16 protein-coding genes and 1 pseudogene are annotated in these 18,259 nt (G+C 59.4%); 15 read left to right on the top strand and 2 right to left on the bottom strand.

Annotation, left to right across the window (positions count from 1 at the left end):
* The first annotated feature begins 67 nt into the window (after nt 1–67).
* Complete coding sequence (locus ACA044_RS01255; protein WP_497444818.1) at nt 68–808, top strand: SDR family oxidoreductase; 741 nt, start codon at nt 68–70, stop codon at nt 806–808.
* Between the two features lie 174 nt (nt 809–982).
* Nucleotides 983–1,243: a hypothetical protein gene (locus ACA044_RS01250; RefSeq protein WP_497444817.1), complete on the top strand. Its 261-nt coding sequence runs from the start codon at nt 983–985 to the stop codon at nt 1,241–1,243.
* Nucleotides 1,244–1,255: 12 nt separating this feature from the next.
* Here the strand turns inward: ACA044_RS01250 and betT are convergent, their stop codons facing one another.
* Together betT and epsC are read right to left on the bottom strand one after the other, a co-directional pair.
* Nucleotides 1,256–3,211, bottom strand: coding sequence for a choline transporter BetT (gene betT, locus ACA044_RS01245; protein ID WP_497447145.1), 1,956 nt, complete (start codon nt 3,209–3,211; stop codon nt 1,256–1,258).
* 381 nt (nt 3,212–3,592) lie between these two features.
* On the bottom strand, nt 3,593–4,519 hold the full coding sequence (gene epsC / locus ACA044_RS01240) for a serine O-acetyltransferase EpsC (protein WP_497444816.1): 927 nt from the start codon (nt 4,517–4,519) through the stop codon (nt 3,593–3,595).
* A 190-nt stretch (nt 4,520–4,709) separates the two neighbouring features.
* On the opposite strand from epsC, the gene ACA044_RS01235 reads away from it, so the two are divergent.
* The 13 genes and pseudogenes from ACA044_RS01235 (at nt 4,710) to ACA044_RS01175 (ending at nt 18,247) form a co-directional block, all read left to right on the top strand.
* The gene (locus ACA044_RS01235; protein WP_497444815.1) at nt 4,710–5,702 is read left to right on the top strand and encodes a D-cysteine desulfhydrase; all 993 of its coding nucleotides are present in this window, start codon (nt 4,710–4,712) and stop codon (nt 5,700–5,702) included.
* Between the two features lie 349 nt (nt 5,703–6,051).
* Nucleotides 6,052–6,846, top strand: coding sequence for a cystine ABC transporter substrate-binding protein (gene tcyJ / locus ACA044_RS01230; RefSeq protein WP_497444814.1), 795 nt, complete (start codon nt 6,052–6,054; stop codon nt 6,844–6,846).
* Nucleotides 6,846–7,511, top strand: coding sequence for a cystine ABC transporter permease (gene tcyL, locus ACA044_RS01225; RefSeq protein ID WP_497444813.1), 666 nt, complete (start codon nt 6,846–6,848; stop codon nt 7,509–7,511). The genes tcyJ and tcyL overlap by 1 nt, the downstream gene beginning before the upstream one ends.
* Nucleotides 7,512–7,515: 4 nt before the next feature.
* Nucleotides 7,516–8,265 (top strand): L-cystine ABC transporter ATP-binding protein TcyN, encoded by a 750-nt coding sequence (tcyN, locus tag ACA044_RS01220; protein WP_497444812.1) that lies wholly within the window; start codon nt 7,516–7,518, stop codon nt 8,263–8,265.
* Nucleotides 8,266–8,770: 505 nt separating this feature from the next.
* Nucleotides 8,771–9,535, top strand: a complete 765-nt coding sequence (locus ACA044_RS01215; RefSeq protein WP_497444811.1) for a hypothetical protein — start codon at nt 8,771–8,773, stop codon at nt 9,533–9,535.
* Between the two features lie 393 nt (nt 9,536–9,928).
* Nucleotides 9,929–11,170, top strand: a complete 1,242-nt coding sequence (locus ACA044_RS01210; RefSeq protein ID WP_497444810.1) for an SfnB family sulfur acquisition oxidoreductase — start codon at nt 9,929–9,931, stop codon at nt 11,168–11,170.
* 23 nt (nt 11,171–11,193) lie between these two features.
* Nucleotides 11,194–12,387, top strand: a complete 1,194-nt coding sequence (locus ACA044_RS01205; protein WP_497444809.1) for an SfnB family sulfur acquisition oxidoreductase — start codon at nt 11,194–11,196, stop codon at nt 12,385–12,387.
* Entirely contained in the window at nt 12,387–13,745 is a 1,359-nt protein-coding gene (locus ACA044_RS01200; RefSeq protein WP_497444808.1) for an LLM class flavin-dependent oxidoreductase, read from the top strand. Before ACA044_RS01205 ends, ACA044_RS01200 begins: the two co-directional genes overlap by 1 nt.
* A 128-nt stretch (nt 13,746–13,873) precedes the next feature.
* Nucleotides 13,874–14,682 (top strand): annotated as a pseudogene (locus ACA044_RS01195) (MetQ/NlpA family ABC transporter substrate-binding protein).
* Between the two features lie 2 nt (nt 14,683–14,684).
* A complete protein-coding gene (locus ACA044_RS01190) occupies nt 14,685–15,806 on the top strand; it encodes a methionine ABC transporter ATP-binding protein (protein WP_497444807.1) in 1,122 nt (373 codons plus the stop codon).
* Complete coding sequence (locus ACA044_RS01185) at nt 15,796–16,440, top strand: methionine ABC transporter permease (protein ID WP_497444806.1); 645 nt, start codon at nt 15,796–15,798, stop codon at nt 16,438–16,440. The genes ACA044_RS01190 and ACA044_RS01185 overlap by 11 nt, the downstream gene beginning before the upstream one ends.
* A gap of 527 nt (nt 16,441–16,967) precedes the next feature.
* Entirely contained in the window at nt 16,968–17,324 is a 357-nt protein-coding gene (locus ACA044_RS01180) for a DUF6124 family protein (RefSeq protein WP_497444805.1), read from the top strand.
* Nucleotides 17,325–17,617: 293 nt separating this feature from the next.
* Nucleotides 17,618–18,247, top strand: coding sequence for a class I SAM-dependent methyltransferase (locus tag ACA044_RS01175; RefSeq protein WP_497444804.1), 630 nt, complete (start codon nt 17,618–17,620; stop codon nt 18,245–18,247).
* Nucleotides 18,248–18,259: the final 12 nt, after the last annotated feature.

Below are 18,259 nucleotides of genomic sequence, written 5' to 3'. Positions count from 1 at the left end.
GCATTTATCGCCCTGAGTAAACATGTGAGTCTGGCTCCACTTCAAACCCCTCTAAGGAATCAACACCATGACTACTCAAACTTCGAAAGTTGCCATCGTGACCGGCGCCTCTCGCGGCATCGGCGCCGTAATCGCCAGACAACTCGCCAGCGAAGGTTTCGCCGTCGCCATCAACTACGCCAGCAGCGCCACTGAAGCATCAAAACTGGTGGTGGAGTTGCGTCAGGCCGGGCATCAGGCCATAGCGGTCAAGGCTGACGTGGCGAATGCCGACGACGTGCGCCGGTTGTTCGACGAGACTGAAGCGCAATTGGGCAAGGTCGATGTGCTGATCAACAACGCCGGCATCCTCAAAGTCATGCCGCTGGCGCAGCACACGGACGAACTGTTCGACCAGACTTTCAACATCCACGCGCGCGGTACGTTCAACACCTTGCGTGAAGCGGCGACCCGCCTGAACAGCGGCGGCCGGATCATCAACTTCTCCAGCAGCACCGTTGGCCTTAACTTGCCCGGCTACGCGGTGTACATCGCCAGCAAAGCGGCAGTGGAATCCTTGACCCAGGTGTTCGCCAAGGAAATGCGCGGGCACAGCATCACCGTCAATGCCGTGGCCCCTGGCCCGGTGGTGACTGAGCTGTTTTTGCACGGCAAGAGCGAAGAGCAGATCCAGAACTTTGCCAAAATGCCTCCACTGGAGCGTTTGGGTCAGCCGGAGGATATTGCTCGCGTTGTGTCGTTTCTGGCGGGACCGGATTCGGCTTGGGTGAATGGGCAAATTCTGCGGGTGAATGGTGGGTTGGTTTAAACGCAGCGGTGCCTATGCTCAATAATTAGCAAGGACACCGAGGTGACCCCATCGCGAGCAGGCTCGCTCCCACAGATGACCGAGCTCTCATCCAGCAACGCGGTTGAATGTGGGAGCGAGCCTGCTCGCGATGGCTGCCTCAAAAGCAATGCATACCTGAAGGGTGGACTCACCATGCACACAGCAATCATCATCTTCTTCGGCCTGGTTCTGCTGGCGCTGATGCTGTTCATCGGCGAGAAAATCGGTTTCCCCCGCCAGACCCTGGCCTTCAGCTTTGTCGTGTTGTGGCTGGCGTTGACCTTGATCAACGGCGCGGTCGGCATGGTCAACGCCGGCCAGCCGTTGAGCACGGAGCTGGTGGTGGGTAGCGCGGTATTCGGCGTACCGGTGGCGGCGCTGGTGTTGTTCACGGTGTTGAGCACTGATGCTTGAAAAGACGCTCGATCAACGCACCAGATGCAAAAACTGCATGTGCCGTTCGTACTGGTCGAGGATGTCGTTGATAACCTGCTCCTTGGTGTAGCCCACCAGATCGTAGTCCTGACTGCCCTCGCTCAAATGCACTTCGGCCCGGTAGTAACGACGATTGTTGAGTTCCTTGGAACCCATGCCGCCACGGGCGAAGGACGGCGTGAAGTAACCGCGCATTTGCACCTGATAGATGAACGGATGCAGTTCGCCATGACCGATCTCCAGGCTGACGCTGTCGTTGGCCGGATCGGGCTGAGTGACCACGTGCAAGCCCTTCTCAACGAACACAGCGGTCACCTCCTCAATGGCCGGGCGCACCGTGGCATCGAGGAAGCGATAGACCTCATCCCGAGACGGGAAATGCACCGCCTGACTCAAGCGCTGACGCCAACCGCCACGCCGCGATCCGGACACCGGCGCGAGGGAATGCAGTTGCGCGATCTGCTTCTGCGATTCCAGATAAAACGCCTTGTGCAGCCCCCACATCATCAACAGCAAAATCATCGAAAACGGCAACGACGTCAGCACCACCGCTGACTTCAATGCATCGATGCTGCCGGAGAACAACAGCGCGCTGGTCACCAGCGCCGTCATCGCGCCCCAGAACACTCGCAGCCATTTCGGCCCGTCTTCATCCGGGTTACCGCCTTTGGCGGACAGCGTCGACAACACCACGGTGCCGGAGTCGGCCGACGTGACGAAGAACACGAAGCTGATGAACACCGTGACCGCAATCACGGTTTTGCTCCATGGGTAGGTTTCCAGCAGCAGGTACAGCGTCATCGACGGGTTATCGATGGCCGACATGCCGAGGGCGCTCATGCCGTGGTTGAGCACCTGATCAATGGCGCTGTTGCCGAAGATCGACATCCACGCCAGGGTGAAACCGAGCGGGATCAGCAGCACGCCGAAAACAAATTCGCGGATGGTCCGGCCACGGGAAATCCGTGCGATGAACAGGCCCACGAACGGCGACCATGCAATCCACCAGGCCCAGTAAAACACCGTCCAGCCGCCCAGCCAGTCGCTGGGTTTGTCATAGGCGTAGAGGTCGAAACTCTTCATCGGCAAGGCGCCGAGGTAGTCGCCGATGTTCTGGATCAGCGTATTGAGCAAGTGCTGGGTGGGGCCGGCGAACAACACGAACAGCAGCAGCGCACAGGCCAGCAGCATGTTGATGTCCGACATCACTCGCACGCCTTTATCGACGCCGGACACCGCGACGATGATCGCCGCGCCCATCATCAGCGTGATCAGGCCGACCTGAATCCACTGGGTGTGGGCGATGCCGAACAGGTAATCCAGGCCCGAGTTGAGGTGCAATACGCCAAAGCCCATGTCGGCGCCGAGGCCGAACACCGTGGCGATGATGCCGAAGCCATCCACCGCGTAACCGATGGGGCCGTTGATGCGCTTGCCGATCAGTGGGTACAGCGCCGAACGCAGGGCCAGCGGCAGGTTATGTCGATAGGCGAAATAGGCCAACGCCATGCCAACGAAGGCGAACACGCCCCAACCGTGCAGGCCCCAGTGCAGAAACAGAATCTGCATCGCCTGACGCGCCGCATCCGCCGTGCCGGCCTCGCCTTGGGGCGGTTGCGCCAGGTGCGTCAGCGGTTCGGACACGCAAAAGAAAAACAGCGTGATGCTGATCCCGGCGGCGAACAGCATGCCGGCCCAGGACAGGTAGCTGAATTCGGGCTCGTCGTGGTCGGCACCGAGCTTGATCTTGCCGTAGCCGGACAAGGCGGTGACCACCACGAAGACCAGATACAGCGTCATCGCGAGCATGTAGTACCAGCCGACCGTATTGGCCGCCCAGTTTTGCGCTTGCAACAGCCAGGCACCGGCCTGTTCAGGCATCGCCATGACGACAACGGCGAACAACAAAATAAAGGTCGCCGCGAAATAAAAAACCGGCGGATTCATGCGGACCTGGCCGCTTGCGGGGGTGGACGATGCACTCATGAAAGGTGCACCTCAAGGGGGTGAAACAGGGCAATCAATAACGGACTCGGCAAAGGCAAGCCTCCTGTTGTGAGCGGGCAGCAAACCGGCGGTTTAACTTGAATGAGCGTTCAAGTTAAACATGGATAGGGGGCTAAGGACTAATCGCAGGGCTCGGCGGTAGCTTTCCTACGCTAGCTCAAGGAAGGGCTGTGGCGAGGGGGCTTGCCCCCGTTGGGCCACGAAGTGGCCCCAAAACCTGTGATCAGGTTCTTTCAGATAGACCGCGTTGGTTGGTTTTGCGACTGCTGCGCAGCCGAACGGGGGCAAGCCCCCTCGCCACAGTGTTAAGCGTCATATAGCTTACTTCTGCGTCCCATCATCATGCTGAAGATTCGCCTGGGTCAGGTTGCACCCCGCCGGCACGCTACGGGTCAGCCAGACGTTGCCGCCGATGGTCGAGCCCTTGCCGATGGTGATGCGCCCCAGAATCGTTGCGCCGGCATAGATCACCACATCGTCCTCGACAATCGGATGCCGCGGATGGCCCTTCTGCAACTGGCCGTCTTCGTCCGCCGGGAAGCGCTTGGCGCCCAGGGTCACCGCCTGATAAATCCGCACGCGCTCGCCGATGATCGCGGTTTCACCGATCACCACACCCGTCCCGTGATCGATGAAGAAACTGCGGCCGATCTGCGCCCCCGGATGGATGTCGATGCCGGTGGCCGAGTGGGCGATTTCCGCGCTGATCCGCGCCAGCAGCGGCAGCCCGGCGCGGTACAAATGGTGGGCCAGGCGGTGGTGAATCACCGCCAGAATCCCCGGATAGCACAGCAACACTTCATCGACACTGCGAGCTGCCGGGTCGCCGTGATAAGCCGCCAGAACGTCGGTGTCCAGCAGGCTGCGCAACCCTGGCAGAGCGAGGGCGAAGTCCTGAATGATCGAAATGGTTTTGGCCTCGACTTCGGTGTCGGCCTCGGCACTGTGGCGAGCGGCGTAACGCAGTTCGAGCCGCGCCTGCGCCAGCAATGCGTTCAACGCCACGTCCAGTGTGTGGCCGACGTAGAAGTCTTCACTCTCCTCGCGCAAATCCACCGGGCCCAGACGCATCGGGAACAGCGCACCACACAAGGCTTCGAGAATCTCCGCCATGGCCGCTCGGGACGGCAACTCGCGACCGCCCTGCTCGCCGCTGGCACGGCCGTTTTGTGCGCGCCACTGGTCGCGCGCCGTGCGCAGTTGGCTGACGATGGTCTGCAATTGCCAATGGCTGGAACGCTCGCTCACGGTAAAAACTCCTCACGGGCGGCCGGACTGTCTGGCCGCGTCAACGGCGATTACTTTACGGCAACGGCTTGCAGCCGAATTAAGAACCAATAGTGCTGTGCTCAACACTTTTGGCTATAAGCGATTGGCAGTTGCCCCACTAAATACCCGTGCCTATAGTCCTGACATCTTCCTCCGCCAGTACGGACCCATGATCAAACAACAGCTTGCCCGCTTTAACCGCCTCGACCTGCTTGGTCATCCTACTCCCCTGGAAAAACTCGAACGCCTGTCGACCTGGCTGGGCCGCGATCTGTACGTCAAACGCGATGACCTGACGCCATTGGCACTGGGCGGCAACAAGCTGCGCAAACTCGAATACCTGGCCGCCGATGCCTTGGCCCAGGGCGCTGACACTCTGATCACTGCTGGCGCGATCCAGTCCAACCATGTGCGCCAGACGGCTGCCATTGCGGCCAAGCTTGGCTTGGGTTGCGTAGCCCTGCTGGAAAATCCGCTCGGCACCGACGACAGCAACTACGTCGGCAACGGCAATCGGCTGTTGCTGGATCTGTTCGATGCCAAGGTCGAGCTGGTGGAAAACCTCGACAACGCCGACGAGCAGTTGGAAGCGCTGGCCGGACGTCTGCGCAGCAACGGCAAGAAGCCGTATCTGGTGCCGATTGGTGGCTCCAATGCCTTGGGCGCTTTGGGTTATGTCCGTGCGGGCCTGGAACTGGCCGAACAGATCAAAGACACCGGGCTGCCATTCGCCGCCGTGGTATTGGCGTCCGGCAGTGCCGGCACCCACAGTGGCCTGGCGCTGGCGTTGAGTGAAGCACTGCCGGATTTGCCAGTGATCGGCGTGACCGTTTCCCGCAGCGATGAAGATCAGCGACCGAAAGTCCAGGGCCTCGCCGAGCGCACTGCCGAACTGCTGGGCGTAAGCCTGCCGGCGAGTTTCAAAATCGAACTGTGGGACGAATATTTCGGCCCACGGTATGGCGAGCCAAATGCCGGGACGCTGGCGGCGGTGAAGTTGGTGGCAAGCCAGGAAGGGTTGCTGCTGGACCCGGTGTATACCGGCAAGGCCATGGCCGGATTGCTCGACGGCATCGGGCGCCAGCGCTTCAACGACGGCCCGATCATCTTCCTGCACACCGGTGGGGCGCCGGCGTTGTTTGCCTATACTTCTGTCTTTTAAGTTTCTCTGTGGCGAGGGGGCTTGCCCCCGTTGGGCCACGAAGTGGCCCCAAAACCTGTGATCAGGTTCTTTCAGATTGAGCGCGTTGGCTGGCTTTGCGACTGCTTCGCAGCCGAACGGGGGCAAGCCCCCTCGCCACAGGAATGCACCACACCGATATTCACTTTAAGAATAACAAAATTTATATTTATTATTTTCCATTCTAAAAGCGCCATCATATAGTCGCGCCGCAGGCGAATTTGCAGCAAGACGCATAAGCTGCTTTAGGGCAGGATATCGCAGTCGTTCAAATCCCGAATTTGCCAACTTTCCTTAAAGCGTCTTCCATAAGAAAACACAGGGGCTTGTCATGAATTTTTCCGCATTACGTCGAAATCTGCTGGTGGGTTCGCTGGGCCTGGCGCTGAGCGCCGGCCTGCTCGGGCAGGCAGTGGCCGGTGAGCAGCTGCAAAAAATCAAGGACGCAGGCGTGATCAACGTCGGTCTGGAAGGCACTTATCCACCGTTCAGTTTCGTCGACGCCGACGGCAAACTGGCCGGCTTCGAAGTCGAGTTCTCCGAAGCCCTGGCCAAAGAGTTGGGCGTGAAGGTCAAGCTGCAGCCAACCAAATGGGACGGCATCCTCGCAGCCCTGGAATCCAAGCGTCTGGACGCGGTGATCAACCAGGTCACCATCTCCGAAGAGCGCAAGAAGAAGTATGACTTCTCCGAGCCGTATACCGTTTCCGGGATTCAGGCCCTGACCCTGACCAAAAACAAAGACACCATCAAGACCGCCGCCGATCTTGCCGGCAAGAAAGTAGGCGTAGGTCTGGGCACCAACTATGAGCAGTGGGTGAAAGCCAATGTGCCTACGGCTGACATCCGCACCTACGAAGATGATCCGACCAAGTTCCAGGATCTGCGCGTCGGCCGCATCGACGCCATTCTGATCGACCGCCTGGCCGCGCTGGAATATGCCAGGAAGGCCAAGGACACTGCCGCCGCCGGCGAAGCGTTCTCCCGCCAGGAAGCCGGTATTGCCCTGCGCAAAGGCGAGCCTGAGCTGCTGGCCGCGGTGAACAAGGCCATCGACAAGCTGCGTGCCGACGGTACGCTGACCAAGCTTTCGGAAAAATACTTCAGCGCTGACGTCACTAAATAATGGAAGCAGCTTTCCAACTCGTACTGGAGTCCGCGCCCTTCCTGATGAAGGGCGTGTACTTTACGGTCATCCTCAGCCTGGGCGGCATGTTCTTCGGCTTGCTGCTGGGCTTCGGCCTGGCGTTGATGCGCCTGTCGCGCTTCAAACTGGTGAGCTGGACCGCCCGCATCTACGTGTCGTTCTTTCGCGGCACGCCGTTGCTGGTGCAACTGTTCATGATCTATTTCGGCTTGCCGCAATTGGGTCTCGAACTGGATCCGATACCGGCAGCCCTGATCGGCCTCTCGCTGAACATGGCCGCTTATGCCTGTGAAATCCTCCGTTCCGCGATCAGTTCGATTGAACGCGGCCAGTGGGAAGCCGCTGCGAGTATCGGCATGACCCGCGCGCAGACCCTGCGCCGGGCCATCCTGCCGCAAGCGATGCGCACGGCGTTGCCGCCGCTGGGCAACAGCTTCATTTCGCTGGTCAAGGACACCGCGCTGGCAGCCACCATTCAGGTACCGGAGCTGTTCCGTCAGGCGCAGCTGATCACCGCCCGCACCTTCGAAATTTTCACCATGTATCTTGCCGCCGCGGTGATCTACTGGATTCTGGCAACGGTGCTGTCGCACTTCCAGAACCAGTTGGAAGCCCGGGTCAATCGGCACGACCAGGAGTCCTGACCCCATGATTGTCGTGGAAAAACTGACAAAGCAGTTCAAGGGTCAAGTCGTGCTCAACGGCATCGATCTTGAAGTGAAGGAAGGCGAGGTGGTGGCGATCATCGGCCCCAGCGGCTCGGGCAAGACCACCTTCCTGCGTTGCCTGAATTTTCTCGAGGAGCCTAGCAGCGGCCGGATCAAGGTCGGCGACATCGAGATCGATGGCAGCCGCCCCCTGAACCAGCAGCAGAGCCTGGTACGGCGCTTGCGCCAGCACGTGGGTTTCGTGTTCCAGAACTTCAACCTGTTTCCCCATCGCACGGCCCTGGAAAACGTCATCGAAGGCCCGCTGGTGGTGAAAAAGATCCCACATGCCGAAGCCGTTGCTTTGGGTAAAAAACTGTTGGCCAAGGTCGGCCTGGCGGGCAAGGAAGACGCTTACCCGCGACGCCTGTCCGGAGGTCAGCAACAGCGTGTGGCGATTGCCCGCGCGCTGGCGATGGAACCGGAAGTGATCCTGTTCGATGAACCGACCTCAGCGCTGGACCCGGAATTGGTGGGAGAAGTGTTGGCGACCATCCGCGGCCTGGCCGAGGAGAAACGCACCATGGTGATCGTCACCCACGAAATGGGCTTTGCCCGGGACGTGGCCAACCGAGTGGTGTTTTTCGACAAAGGAGTGATCGTCGAACAAGGCGAAGCCAAGGCACTGTTTGCCAATCCGAAAGAAGAACGGACGAAGCAGTTTCTCAGCAAGTTTCTTAATAACGCTTAGTGCTGCCCCACTCGAAAAGTGTCAACTTCCATGGACGGAAGTGACATTGACCCTGCTTTATAAAGTTTCATGACAGCCTCCAACGACTTATTTGATTCCCCCAATCATAGATAACTCCCCTCCATTCCATGCGGTACATATATATGTCCTGCAACAGATTCATGCCGCCTAAAATCCATAAAATCTCTCGCCATCCATCGTCAACGGGTTGCTCCCACCAAGGCGTAAAAACCACCAGAAGTCGGACTAAATTCGACGGAGCAATGTGGTTTATTAACTACACTGCGTAGGAAATTTCTGAATAACCCAAGAACCAACCTTTAACCAATCAACGCTATTGACACCTATTCAAGCGCACTCTTATCTAGTCTCCAACAGGCACCAACCATCACACTCAATCATTATTTAAATGCACGAATATTGAATCGTTTTGTTGCTTGGTAGTTCACGCTTTTCGATCTTTCAGAAACGGACTTCGCGGCAAGGCTTCAAGGAGAGAAACCCCATGACAAGCACTTCGAACAAACCCGAACTTGCAGCCCCGACCCTGGCGCAAAGCCACAAGGCCGGCATCAACATCACCTCGGCCGCTCATCTTATGATCGACGTGCCACCCTACCCCGGCATGGACGAAGGCGACCTGATCGAGCTGTTCTGGAATAACTGCTACGTGGCCTCCAGCGTATTGGGTGCCGACCATGGCGACAAAGCGGTGAGTTTGCGGGTACCGGAAAGCTTCATCGCCAATGGTTCTGCACGTATTCATTACAAGGTCATGCAGGTCGGACAAGGGCCCGCAGCATCACCGGCGGCGCGTGTCCAGATCAAACTCGATTGCCCGGGAGGCCAGCCCTCGCCCCTTTGCGATGAGGAAAACCAGAGCCTGGCGCCCGTGTTCATCCCCGAGACCATTCGTCGTCAGGGGGTCAATCGGAACCAGGTCAAACGCGGTGTCCCGTTGACCATCGAGCCGTACCTGAACATGGCCGCCGACGACGAAATCACCCTGCGCTGGGGCGATGTGCGCATGGACCTGCCCAAGCTCAAGGCCGGCGATGTGGGTCAGCCGATTCAGGTCTGGGTGCCGCCGGCGATCATTCTCGAAGCCGGCGAAGACCTTCGACTGGAAGTGACCTACTGCATCCTCGACCGGGTGGGTAACAACTCCCGTTGGGCACCGGCACGCACACTGAAAATCGGCTGTGCCAATCCTTACCTGAAAGTGCCGCCGAAAGAAGCGCTCATGGCCGCTGAACCCCGAAAGAAGTGAAAAAGCTTGCTGTAAACACCGACCTCTTTGGGGAGGGGGCCTTTGTGGCGAGGGGGCTTGCCCCCGTTGGGTCGCGAAGCGGCCCCAGCCCTTTCCAATGAGGTGTGTCAGGCAAACCGCATAGGCAGGATTTACGACTGCTTCGCAGCCGAACGGGGGCAAGCCCCCTCGCCACAGGGTTCAGAGCAGACCTTCTATACATATTCCTAAAAGTTAGTTCATTAATTATTTATACGCGATTAGGGTATATGCACCGGACCACCGGACATTCGTGTTTTTCGTTCGCCGCAACCATCGCGGCGCTTCCATGAAATGTGAGGTAGGTATGGTCCGGAACACAATCACCCCAGTGCAAATCGCCAGGGCATTGCGTGCAGCCAAGGAGCGGCATTGATGTCCAGTCTGGCAGATGCAATCGTCCAGAGTGATCTGGACATCGCCCCGTTGTTGTTGCCCGCGCAGGTTTTGCGCAACGACGCACAAGCCATCAAGGCTGCCCATGAGCTGGCACAAGTTGCCCGCCTGCAAGCAGCCAAACGTGACCAGCAGCGCAAGTTGCCGTGGTCGGAAGTCGAACAGTTCACCCGCAGCGGCCTGGGCAGCATTGCCATCCCCCGTGAGTACGGTGGCCCACAGGTTTCATTCGTCACCTTAGCCTCGGTATTCGCGATCATTTCCGCGGCCGACCCGGCCTTGGGGCAGATCCCGCAGAACCAGTTCGGGATTATCAACCTGATACTCGGCAGCGCCACCGAGTCGCAGAAAAAGCAGCTGTTCAAAAGTGCGCTCGAAGGCTGGCGAATCGGTAACGCGGGGCCGGAGCGCGGGACCAAAAATACCCTCGAACTCAAGGCGCGGATCACCGCCGATGGTGATGGCTTCGTCATCAATGGGCAGAAGTTCTATTCCACCGGCGCATTGTTCGCCCACTGGGTGGCCGTCAAGGCGCTGAACGACGACGGCAAGCAAGTGCTGGCCTTCGTCCGTCGTGGCACCCCGGGCCTGCGCATCGTTGATGACTGGTCAGGTTTCGGCCAGCGCACCACTGCCAGCGGCACCATTTTGCTCAACAACGTGCGGGTCGACGCTGAGCTGGTGGTGGATAACTGGAAGATCAATGACAGCCCGAATATCCAGGGCGCCGTGTCGCAACTGATTCAAGCGGCCATCGACGCCGGCATCGCCCGGGGCGCCATCGATGACGCCATCGAGTTCGTGCAAAAACGCGCACGCCCCTGGATTGACGCCAAGGTCGAACGGGCCAGTGACGATCTCTACGTGATCGCCGACATCGGCAAGCTGAAAATCGAACTGCACGCCGCCGAAGCGCTGCTGCGCAAGGCCGGGCAAGTGCTCGACCAGGTTAACGCAGCACCATTCACCGCCGAGTCCGCGGCACGCGCCTCGATTGCCGTGGCCGAAGCCAAAGTGCTGACCACCGAGATCTCGCTGCTGGCCAGCGAAAAACTCTTCGAACTGGCCGGCAGCCGCGCGACCCTCGCCGAATTCAACCTCGACCGACACTGGCGCAATGCCCGGGTGCACACATTGCACGACCCGGTGCGCTGGAAGTATCACGCGGTTGGCACTTACCACTTGAACGGCATTTTGCCGGCTCGCCACTCCTGGATTTAACGACCAGATCTCTGGAGAAACACATGACTCTTTCTCGCCACGTCGCGGTCATCACCAGCGATGAGCAAGCCCTGATCGTCGCCAGTGACCTGGCCGACGATTTCAAACGCGACAGCGCCCTGCGCGACCGCGAACGTCGTTTGCCGCACCCGGAGCTGGAAGTGTTTTCCCACTCGGGTCTTTGGGGCATCAGCGTGCCAAAAGAATACGGCGGCGCCGGGGTTTCCAACGTCACCCTGGCCAAGGTGATTGCCTTGATCGCCCAGGCTGACGGTTCACTCGGACAGATTCCACAAAACCATTTCTATGCCCTGGAAGTGCTGCGCGTGAACGGCACTGATGAGCAGAAAAAGCGCCTATACGCAGAGGTGTTAGCCGGTCAGCGCTTTGGCAATGCACTCGCGGAGCTGGGCACCAAAACTGCCCATGATCGCGTCACCAGCCTGGTCCCTGACGGCAACGGCTACCGCATCAACGGGCGCAAGTTCTACGCCACCGGCGCGATTTACGCCCAGCGCATCCCGACGTCAGTGGTGGACGAAAACGGTGCGCAGCAATTGGCTTTCGTCCCGCGCAACAGCAAAGGCCTGACGGTGATCGACGACTGGAGCGGCTTCGGTCAGCGCACCACCGGCAGTGGTTCGGTGGTATTCGAGGATGTCTACGTCGCGGCCGAAGACGTAATCCCGTTTCAAAGCGCGTTCGAGCGCCCGACCACTGTCGGCCCGTTGGCGCAGATTCTCCACGCCGCTATCGACACCGGCATTGCCCGCGCCGCGTATGAGGATGCGTTGCATTTTGTGCGCACCAAGACTCGCCCATGGATTGATTCCGGCAACGACAAAGCCACCGAAGACCCGCTGACGATCAAGAGTTTCGGCCACTTGAGCATTCGCCTGCACGCCACCGAAGCCTTGTTGGAACGCTCCGGCGAATTCCTCGATCAGGCTCAGGCCGACACCAATGCCGAGACCGTCGCCGCCGCGTCGATTGCCGTCGCCGAAGCACGGGCCATCAGCACCGAAATCTCCCTCGCCGCCGGCAGCACGTTGTTCGAGTTGGCCGGCAGTCAGGCGACCCTGATCGAGCACGGCCTCGATCGCCACTGGCGCAACGCCCGGGTGCATACCCTGCACGACCCGGTGCGCTGGAAGTATCACGCTGTCGGCAACTACTACCTCAACGATGAAAACCCGCCGTTGCGGGGGACCATCTGATGGCCGACGCCAAAAAGAAGATCCTGCTCAACGCGTTCAACATGAACTGCATCGGGCACATCAATCACGGCCTGTGGACGCATCCACGAGACACGTCGACCCAATACAAAACCATCGAATACTGGACTGAACTGGCGCAGTTACTGGAGCGCGGACTGTTCGACGGTCTGTTCATCGCCGACATCGTCGGCGTGTACGACGTCTATCAGAACTCGGTGGATGTGCCGCTCAAAGAGTCGATCCAGTTGCCGGTCAACGACCCGCTGCTGCTGGTCTCAGCCATGGCCGCGGTCACCAAAAACCTCGGCTTCGGCCTCACCGCCAACCTGACCTACGAGCCGCCGTATCTGTTCGCCCGTCGCATGTCGACGCTCGATCATTTGAGCCGTGGGCGGGTCGGCTGGAACATCGTCACCGGCTACCTCGACAGCGCCGCCAAGGCCATGGGCCTGAGCGAACAGGTGGAACACGACCGCCGCTACGACCAGGCCGATGAATACTTGCAAGTGCTCTACAAACTCTGGGAAGGCAGCTGGGAAAACGGCGCGGTGCTCAACGACCGCGAACAACGGATTTACGCCTTACCTGCGAAAGTGCACAAGGTCGAGCACAAGGGCGAGTTCTATCAGGTCGAGGGTTATCACCTCTGCGAGCCATCGCCGCAACGCACCCCGGTGCTGTTCCAGGCCGGCAGTTCCGATCGCGGTCTGCTGTTCGCCGGTCGGCATGCCGAGTGTGTGTTCATCAGCGGTCAGAACAAACCGGCGACCCGGGTCCAGGTGGACAAAGTTCGCGCCAGCGTCGTCGAGGCCGGGCGCAATCCCTGGGACATCAAGGTGTTCATGGGCTTGAACGTGATCGTCGGTGAGACAGAGGCGCTGGCCTGGAAGAAGCACGCCGAATACCTGAGCTACGCCAGCGCCGAGGCCGGTGTGGCGCACTTTTCGGCGTCCACCGGGATCGACTTTTCCGAGTACGAACTCGATGAACCGATCCAGTACGTGAAGAGCAACGCCATCCAGTCCGCCACCAAGAACCTGCAAAACAACGACTGGACCCGCCGCAAACTGCTGGAACAACACGCCCTCGGTGGCCGCTACATCACCGTGGTCGGCTCGCCGGAACAAGTGGCCGATGAGCTGGAATCGTGGATCGCGGAAACCGGCCTGGATGGCTTCAACCTGACACGGATCGTCACCCCGGAAAGCTATGTGGATTTCATTGAGCTGGTGATTCCGGAGTTGCAGCGCAGAGGGTCGTACAAGACCGCATACGACAACGGCAGCCTGCGGGAAAAGCTGTTTCACGGCGAAGCGCATTTGCCTGAGCAACATTCCGGGTCGGCTTTTCGCCGCTAAAAGCATCGCGGGCAAGCCCGCTCCCACAGGGATTGTGTGAACACCCGAGAACACTGTGGGAGCGGGCTTGCCCGCAATGAGGCCCGAACAGACACCAAAAATTTAATGCACTGACTGGAAACCCCATCATGAAAAAGACCTACCTCTCTCACCCAGTCAAAGCACTGGCCCTGGCCCTCGGCCTCTTCAGCTCCATCACCTTCGCCGCCGACGCACCACTGAAAGTCGGCACCACCGCCGCCTTCGCCATTCCCCTGGAAGCCGCAGTAGAAGAAGCCAACAAACAAGGCCTGAAAGTCGAACTGGTGGAGTTCAGCGACTGGATCGCCCCCAACGTCAGCCTCGCTTCGGGCGACATCGACGTGAACTATTTCCAGCACATCCCGTTCCTGGAAAACGCCAAGGCCGCCGCCGGTTTTGATCTGGTGCCGTTCGCCCCGGGCATCATCAACAACGTCGGCCTCTACTCGAAAAATACAAAAGCTTCGACGAGTTGCCCGAAGGCGCCAGCGTGGCCATCGCCAATGACCCGATCAACAGCGGTCGTGGTCTGCAACTGCTGGCCAAGGCTGGCCTGATCACGCTCAAACCGGGCGTCGGCTACAAGGCCACCGAAGAAGACATCATCGCCAACCCGAAGAAAATCAAAATCCTTCAGGTCGAAGCCGTGCAGCTGGTGCGTGCCTACGACGACGCCGATCTGGTTCAGGGCTACCCAGCCTACATCCGTCTGTCGAAGACCTTCGATGCCAGCTCCGCCCTGCTGTTCGACGGTCTTGATCACAAGGAGTACGTGATCCAGTTTGTGATCCAGCCGAAAAGCAAAACCGACCCGCGGCTGATCAAATTCGTCGACATCTACCAGCATTCGCCCGCCGTTCGTGCAGCGCTGGATAAGGCCCACGGCAAGCTCTATCAAGCCGGCTGGGAAAGCTGAGCATGACGGCCGCGATCCAACGGCGACTGGAACTTCCGGAGCCACATAACGCCACACAAACCGAACTGCACCCAGACCTCAATCGCGCTCACGTGCGCTTCATCGGCCTGGGCAAAACCTACAACGGCCAGCAAGGTCCGGTGGCGGCCCTGCACGGCATCGACCTGGCGATCCAGCGCGGCGAAGTGTTCGGCATCATCGGGCGCAGCGGCGCCGGCAAATCGTCGCTGATCCGTACCATCAACCGCCTCGAACAACCGAGCAGCGGGCGGGTGCTGATCGATCAGGTCGACATCGGCGAGTTTGATGAAGCCCGGTTGGTGGCGCTGCGCCGGCGGATCGGCATGATCTTCCAGCACTTCAATCTGATGTCGGCCAAGACGGTTTGGCAGAACGTCGAATTGCCGCTGAAAGTGGCCGGTGTGCCCAAAGAGCAGCGCGAGCGGAAAGTCCGCGAATTGCTGGAATTGGTCGGCCTGCAAGAGAAACACAAAGCCTACCCGGCGCAGCTTTCCGGCGGGCAGAAACAGCGCGTCGGCATCGCCCGCGCGCTGGTGCATGACCCGGAGATTCTATTGTGTGACGAGGCGACTTCGGCGCTGGATCCAGAGACCACGCAATCGATCCTCGGCCTGTTGCGCGAGATCAATCAGCGCCTGGGCCTGACCATCGTGCTGATCACCCACGAGATGGCGGTGATTCGCGATATCTGTGATCGGGTCGTCGTGCTGGAACACGGACGAATAGTCGAGCAAGGGCCGGTCTGGGAAGTCTTTGGCAACCCGCAACATGAGGTCAGCAAGACCTTGCTCGCGCCATTGCAACACGGTCTGCCGGAAGAGCTGCAAAGCCGCCTGCGTCCACAACCGCAGTCTTCAGATGCTGCCGTGGTGCTGCGTTTGCAATTTACCGGCAGCGCCAGCGACGAGCCAGACCTGGCGGCGCTGTTCAGCGCCCTCGGTGGCCGCGTGCGCTTGCTGCAAGGGGGCGTGGAACGGATTCAGGGGCATGTCTTGGGGCAATTACTGCTGGCGGTGACCGGCTCGTCCCTCGGTGCCGAGGAATTGCGTCAGCGCGCTGGCAACTGGGCGCAACAGGTGGAGGTGCTGGGTTATGTGGTTTGATCGGTTGCTTCAGGGTTTTATCGACACGTTTTTGATGGTTGGAGTGTCGTCGCTGATCGCGCTACTGGCGGGCATTCCGTTGGCGGTGATTTTGGTCACCAGTTCAAAGGGCGGGATCTACGAAGCACCGGGGCTGAACCGCGCGTTGGGTGCGTTTGTGAATCTGTTTCGCTCGATTCCGTTTTTGATTTTGATGGTGGCGTTGATTCCGTTTACCCGGCTGATCGTCGGCACCACGTATGGCGTGTGGGCTGCTGTGGTGCCGTTGACCATCGCCGCTACGCCGTTCTTCGCGCGCATTGCCGAGGTCAGTTTGCGGGAAGTCGACCATGGGTTGATCGAAGCGGCGCAGGCGATGGGCTGCCGACGCTGGCATATCGTCTGGCATGTGCTTTTGCCTGAGGCGTTGCCGGGGATTGTCGGCGGGTTCACCATTACGTTGGTGACGATGATCAACTCGTCGGCCATGGCCGGGGCGATTGGGGCCGGTGGGTTGGGCGACATTGCTTATCGATATGGGTACCAGCGGTTTGATGGCCAGATCATGTTGACGGTGATTGTGTTGCTGGTGGTGTTGGTGGCGGTGATTCAGTTGGGTGGGGATCGGTTGGCGCGGGGGTTGAACAAGCGTTGAGCTCTCATTGCGGTGAGAGCACCTTTGTGGCGAGGGGGCTTGCCCCCGTTGGGCTGCGAAGCGGCCCCCAAACCATTCAATAAGGTGTGTCAGATAAAACCGGCCAGCAGGTTTTGCGACTGCTGCGCAGCCGAACGGGGGCAAGCCCCCTCGCCACGGGTAATCACCGACCTCAGAAGGGAAGTTTTCGCACAGGAAAATCAGTTGGCCAGCAGGCCAGATCCCTTTCATTTGCAGGACGTTTCCTAGATCATTCCGCTCGCTTGCGCCTGCCAAATTCCGTGGCTAGTCTCGGTCCGTCACTGCTCATCAGTGATCGGGTTTAGTCGCCCGGATCTTTCCAGGCGCACAGCGCTACCTCATTCCAGGTGTTTTCATTGCCTGAAAGTTATGGTGGCTGTGCGCAGGGCACCCTCGGGTGCGCCGGTGTTGCCTGGAGACCGGTCGACTAACCTGCGTGCAGCCGCCACCCCTATTCGTTTAGTCGCGATAACGGTTGGCTCCAATTAATTCCAGGAGTTTTACCAATGAAAAAATCCGTACCCGATCCACCTCCCGAAACCCCCACCAACGAAACCGCCACTGAAGACCCGCTCAGGGATCGATCGGCGCTCTACCGTGCGATCGATTTCCACCTCACCGGCAAGCAGCCGACGGCTCCCGATGAATTACGCTTCTACAACGTCAGCAAAGACGTGAGCTTCGAAGACGCCCAGCTCTATGTCGCTGATCTGCTGCGCTGCGCCTCGGTCACGGCGTATCAGTGTGGCGATCAACTCAAGGGCGCCGATCGGGCATTGGTGTTCTCCGTCTGGCATTTGCTGGAGATCGCCAAGGCGATGGTTGATCGGTCCATCGAATGCCTGGGGATGAAACAGACCTGAGGATTTGGTGGCTGTACGCTGGGCATCCTCGGGTGCACCGGTTTTCCTATTGACCGGCCTACTAACCTACGTACAGCTGCCACCCGACAATTCACTGACATCGGTCTTTAACAAACCTTGAGCCTGGCTGAAGTCATTGGTTTTCAGTGATATCGCCTTCGCGGGCAAGCCTCGCTCCTACAGGATTTATGTCGTACTCCTGTAGGAGCGAGGCTTGCCCGCGAATGGCTGCGCAGCAGCCCCCGGCGTCATGGCGTATATTCGGCGAATCCCAATTGCCTGCGCAGCCGACCATGAAACAGACTCCCGACGACCTGAAGCAGATCACCTCTACCACCCTGGGCCATTACAACGCGGTGGCCGAGGACTTCCGGGAAGGCACTCGCGATCACGATGTCAGCCAGAATATCAGCGCCCTGTTGCGGCATATTCAGGGTGAGGCGCCGTTCACCCTTCTCGACTTTGGCTGCGGCCCTGGTCGTGACCTGAAAACCTTCACGCGCCTGGGCCACACCGCTGTCGGCCTCGACGGTTCGGAAAAGTTTGCGCAGATGGCGCGGGAGGACAGTGGCTGCGAAGTCTGGCAGCAGGACTTTCTGAAACTCGATTTGCCGGCCGATCGATTTGACGGGATTTTTGCCAATGCGGTGCTGTTCCACATCCCGAGTCAGGAATTACCTCGGGTGTTGAAGCATCTGCGCGAGGCGTTGAAACCGGGTGGGGTGTTGTTCAGTTCAAACCCGCGTGGTGAAAATCAGGAAGGCTGGAACGGGCCGCGATATGGGGCGTATTACGATCTTCAGGCGTGGCAGGAGCTGTTGACTGAGGCGGGGTTTGTGGAGCTGGAGCATTACTACCGGCCGGCGGGGCTGCCGCGGGAGCAGCAGCCTTGGTTGGCGAGTGTTTGGCGCAAGTCGGTGTAATCAGCTTCCAAA

The organism is Pseudomonas sp. LBUM1673 (assembly GCF_059695645.1).
Note: the sequence above shows the minus strand (reverse complement) of the source record. Positions and strands in the feature narration are given on the sequence as shown.

Coding starts and splice junctions, on each gene's coding strand:
- ACA044_RS01255 (WP_497444818.1), top strand. CDS start 68: ATGACTACTCAAACTTCGAAAGTTGCCATCGTGACCGGCGCCTCTCGC.
- ACA044_RS01250 (WP_497444817.1), top strand. CDS start 983: ATGCACACAGCAATCATCATCTTCTTCGGCCTGGTTCTGCTGGCGCTG.
- betT (WP_497447145.1), bottom strand. CDS start 3,211: ATGAATCCGCCGGTTTTTTATTTCGCGGCGACCTTTATTTTGTTGTTC.
- ACA044_RS01235 (WP_497444815.1), top strand. CDS start 4,710: ATGATCAAACAACAGCTTGCCCGCTTTAACCGCCTCGACCTGCTTGGT.
- tcyJ (WP_497444814.1), top strand. CDS start 6,052: ATGAATTTTTCCGCATTACGTCGAAATCTGCTGGTGGGTTCGCTGGGC.
- tcyL (WP_497444813.1), top strand. CDS start 6,846: ATGGAAGCAGCTTTCCAACTCGTACTGGAGTCCGCGCCCTTCCTGATG.
- tcyN (WP_497444812.1), top strand. CDS start 7,516: ATGATTGTCGTGGAAAAACTGACAAAGCAGTTCAAGGGTCAAGTCGTG.
- ACA044_RS01215 (WP_497444811.1), top strand. CDS start 8,771: ATGACAAGCACTTCGAACAAACCCGAACTTGCAGCCCCGACCCTGGCG.
- ACA044_RS01210 (WP_497444810.1), top strand. CDS start 9,929: ATGTCCAGTCTGGCAGATGCAATCGTCCAGAGTGATCTGGACATCGCC.
- ACA044_RS01205 (WP_497444809.1), top strand. CDS start 11,194: ATGACTCTTTCTCGCCACGTCGCGGTCATCACCAGCGATGAGCAAGCC.
- ACA044_RS01200 (WP_497444808.1), top strand. CDS start 12,387: ATGGCCGACGCCAAAAAGAAGATCCTGCTCAACGCGTTCAACATGAAC.
- ACA044_RS01190 (WP_497444807.1), top strand. CDS start 14,685: ATGACGGCCGCGATCCAACGGCGACTGGAACTTCCGGAGCCACATAAC.
- ACA044_RS01185 (WP_497444806.1), top strand. CDS start 15,796: ATGTGGTTTGATCGGTTGCTTCAGGGTTTTATCGACACGTTTTTGATG.
- ACA044_RS01180 (WP_497444805.1), top strand. CDS start 16,968: ATGAAAAAATCCGTACCCGATCCACCTCCCGAAACCCCCACCAACGAA.
- ACA044_RS01175 (WP_497444804.1), top strand. CDS start 17,618: ATGAAACAGACTCCCGACGACCTGAAGCAGATCACCTCTACCACCCTG.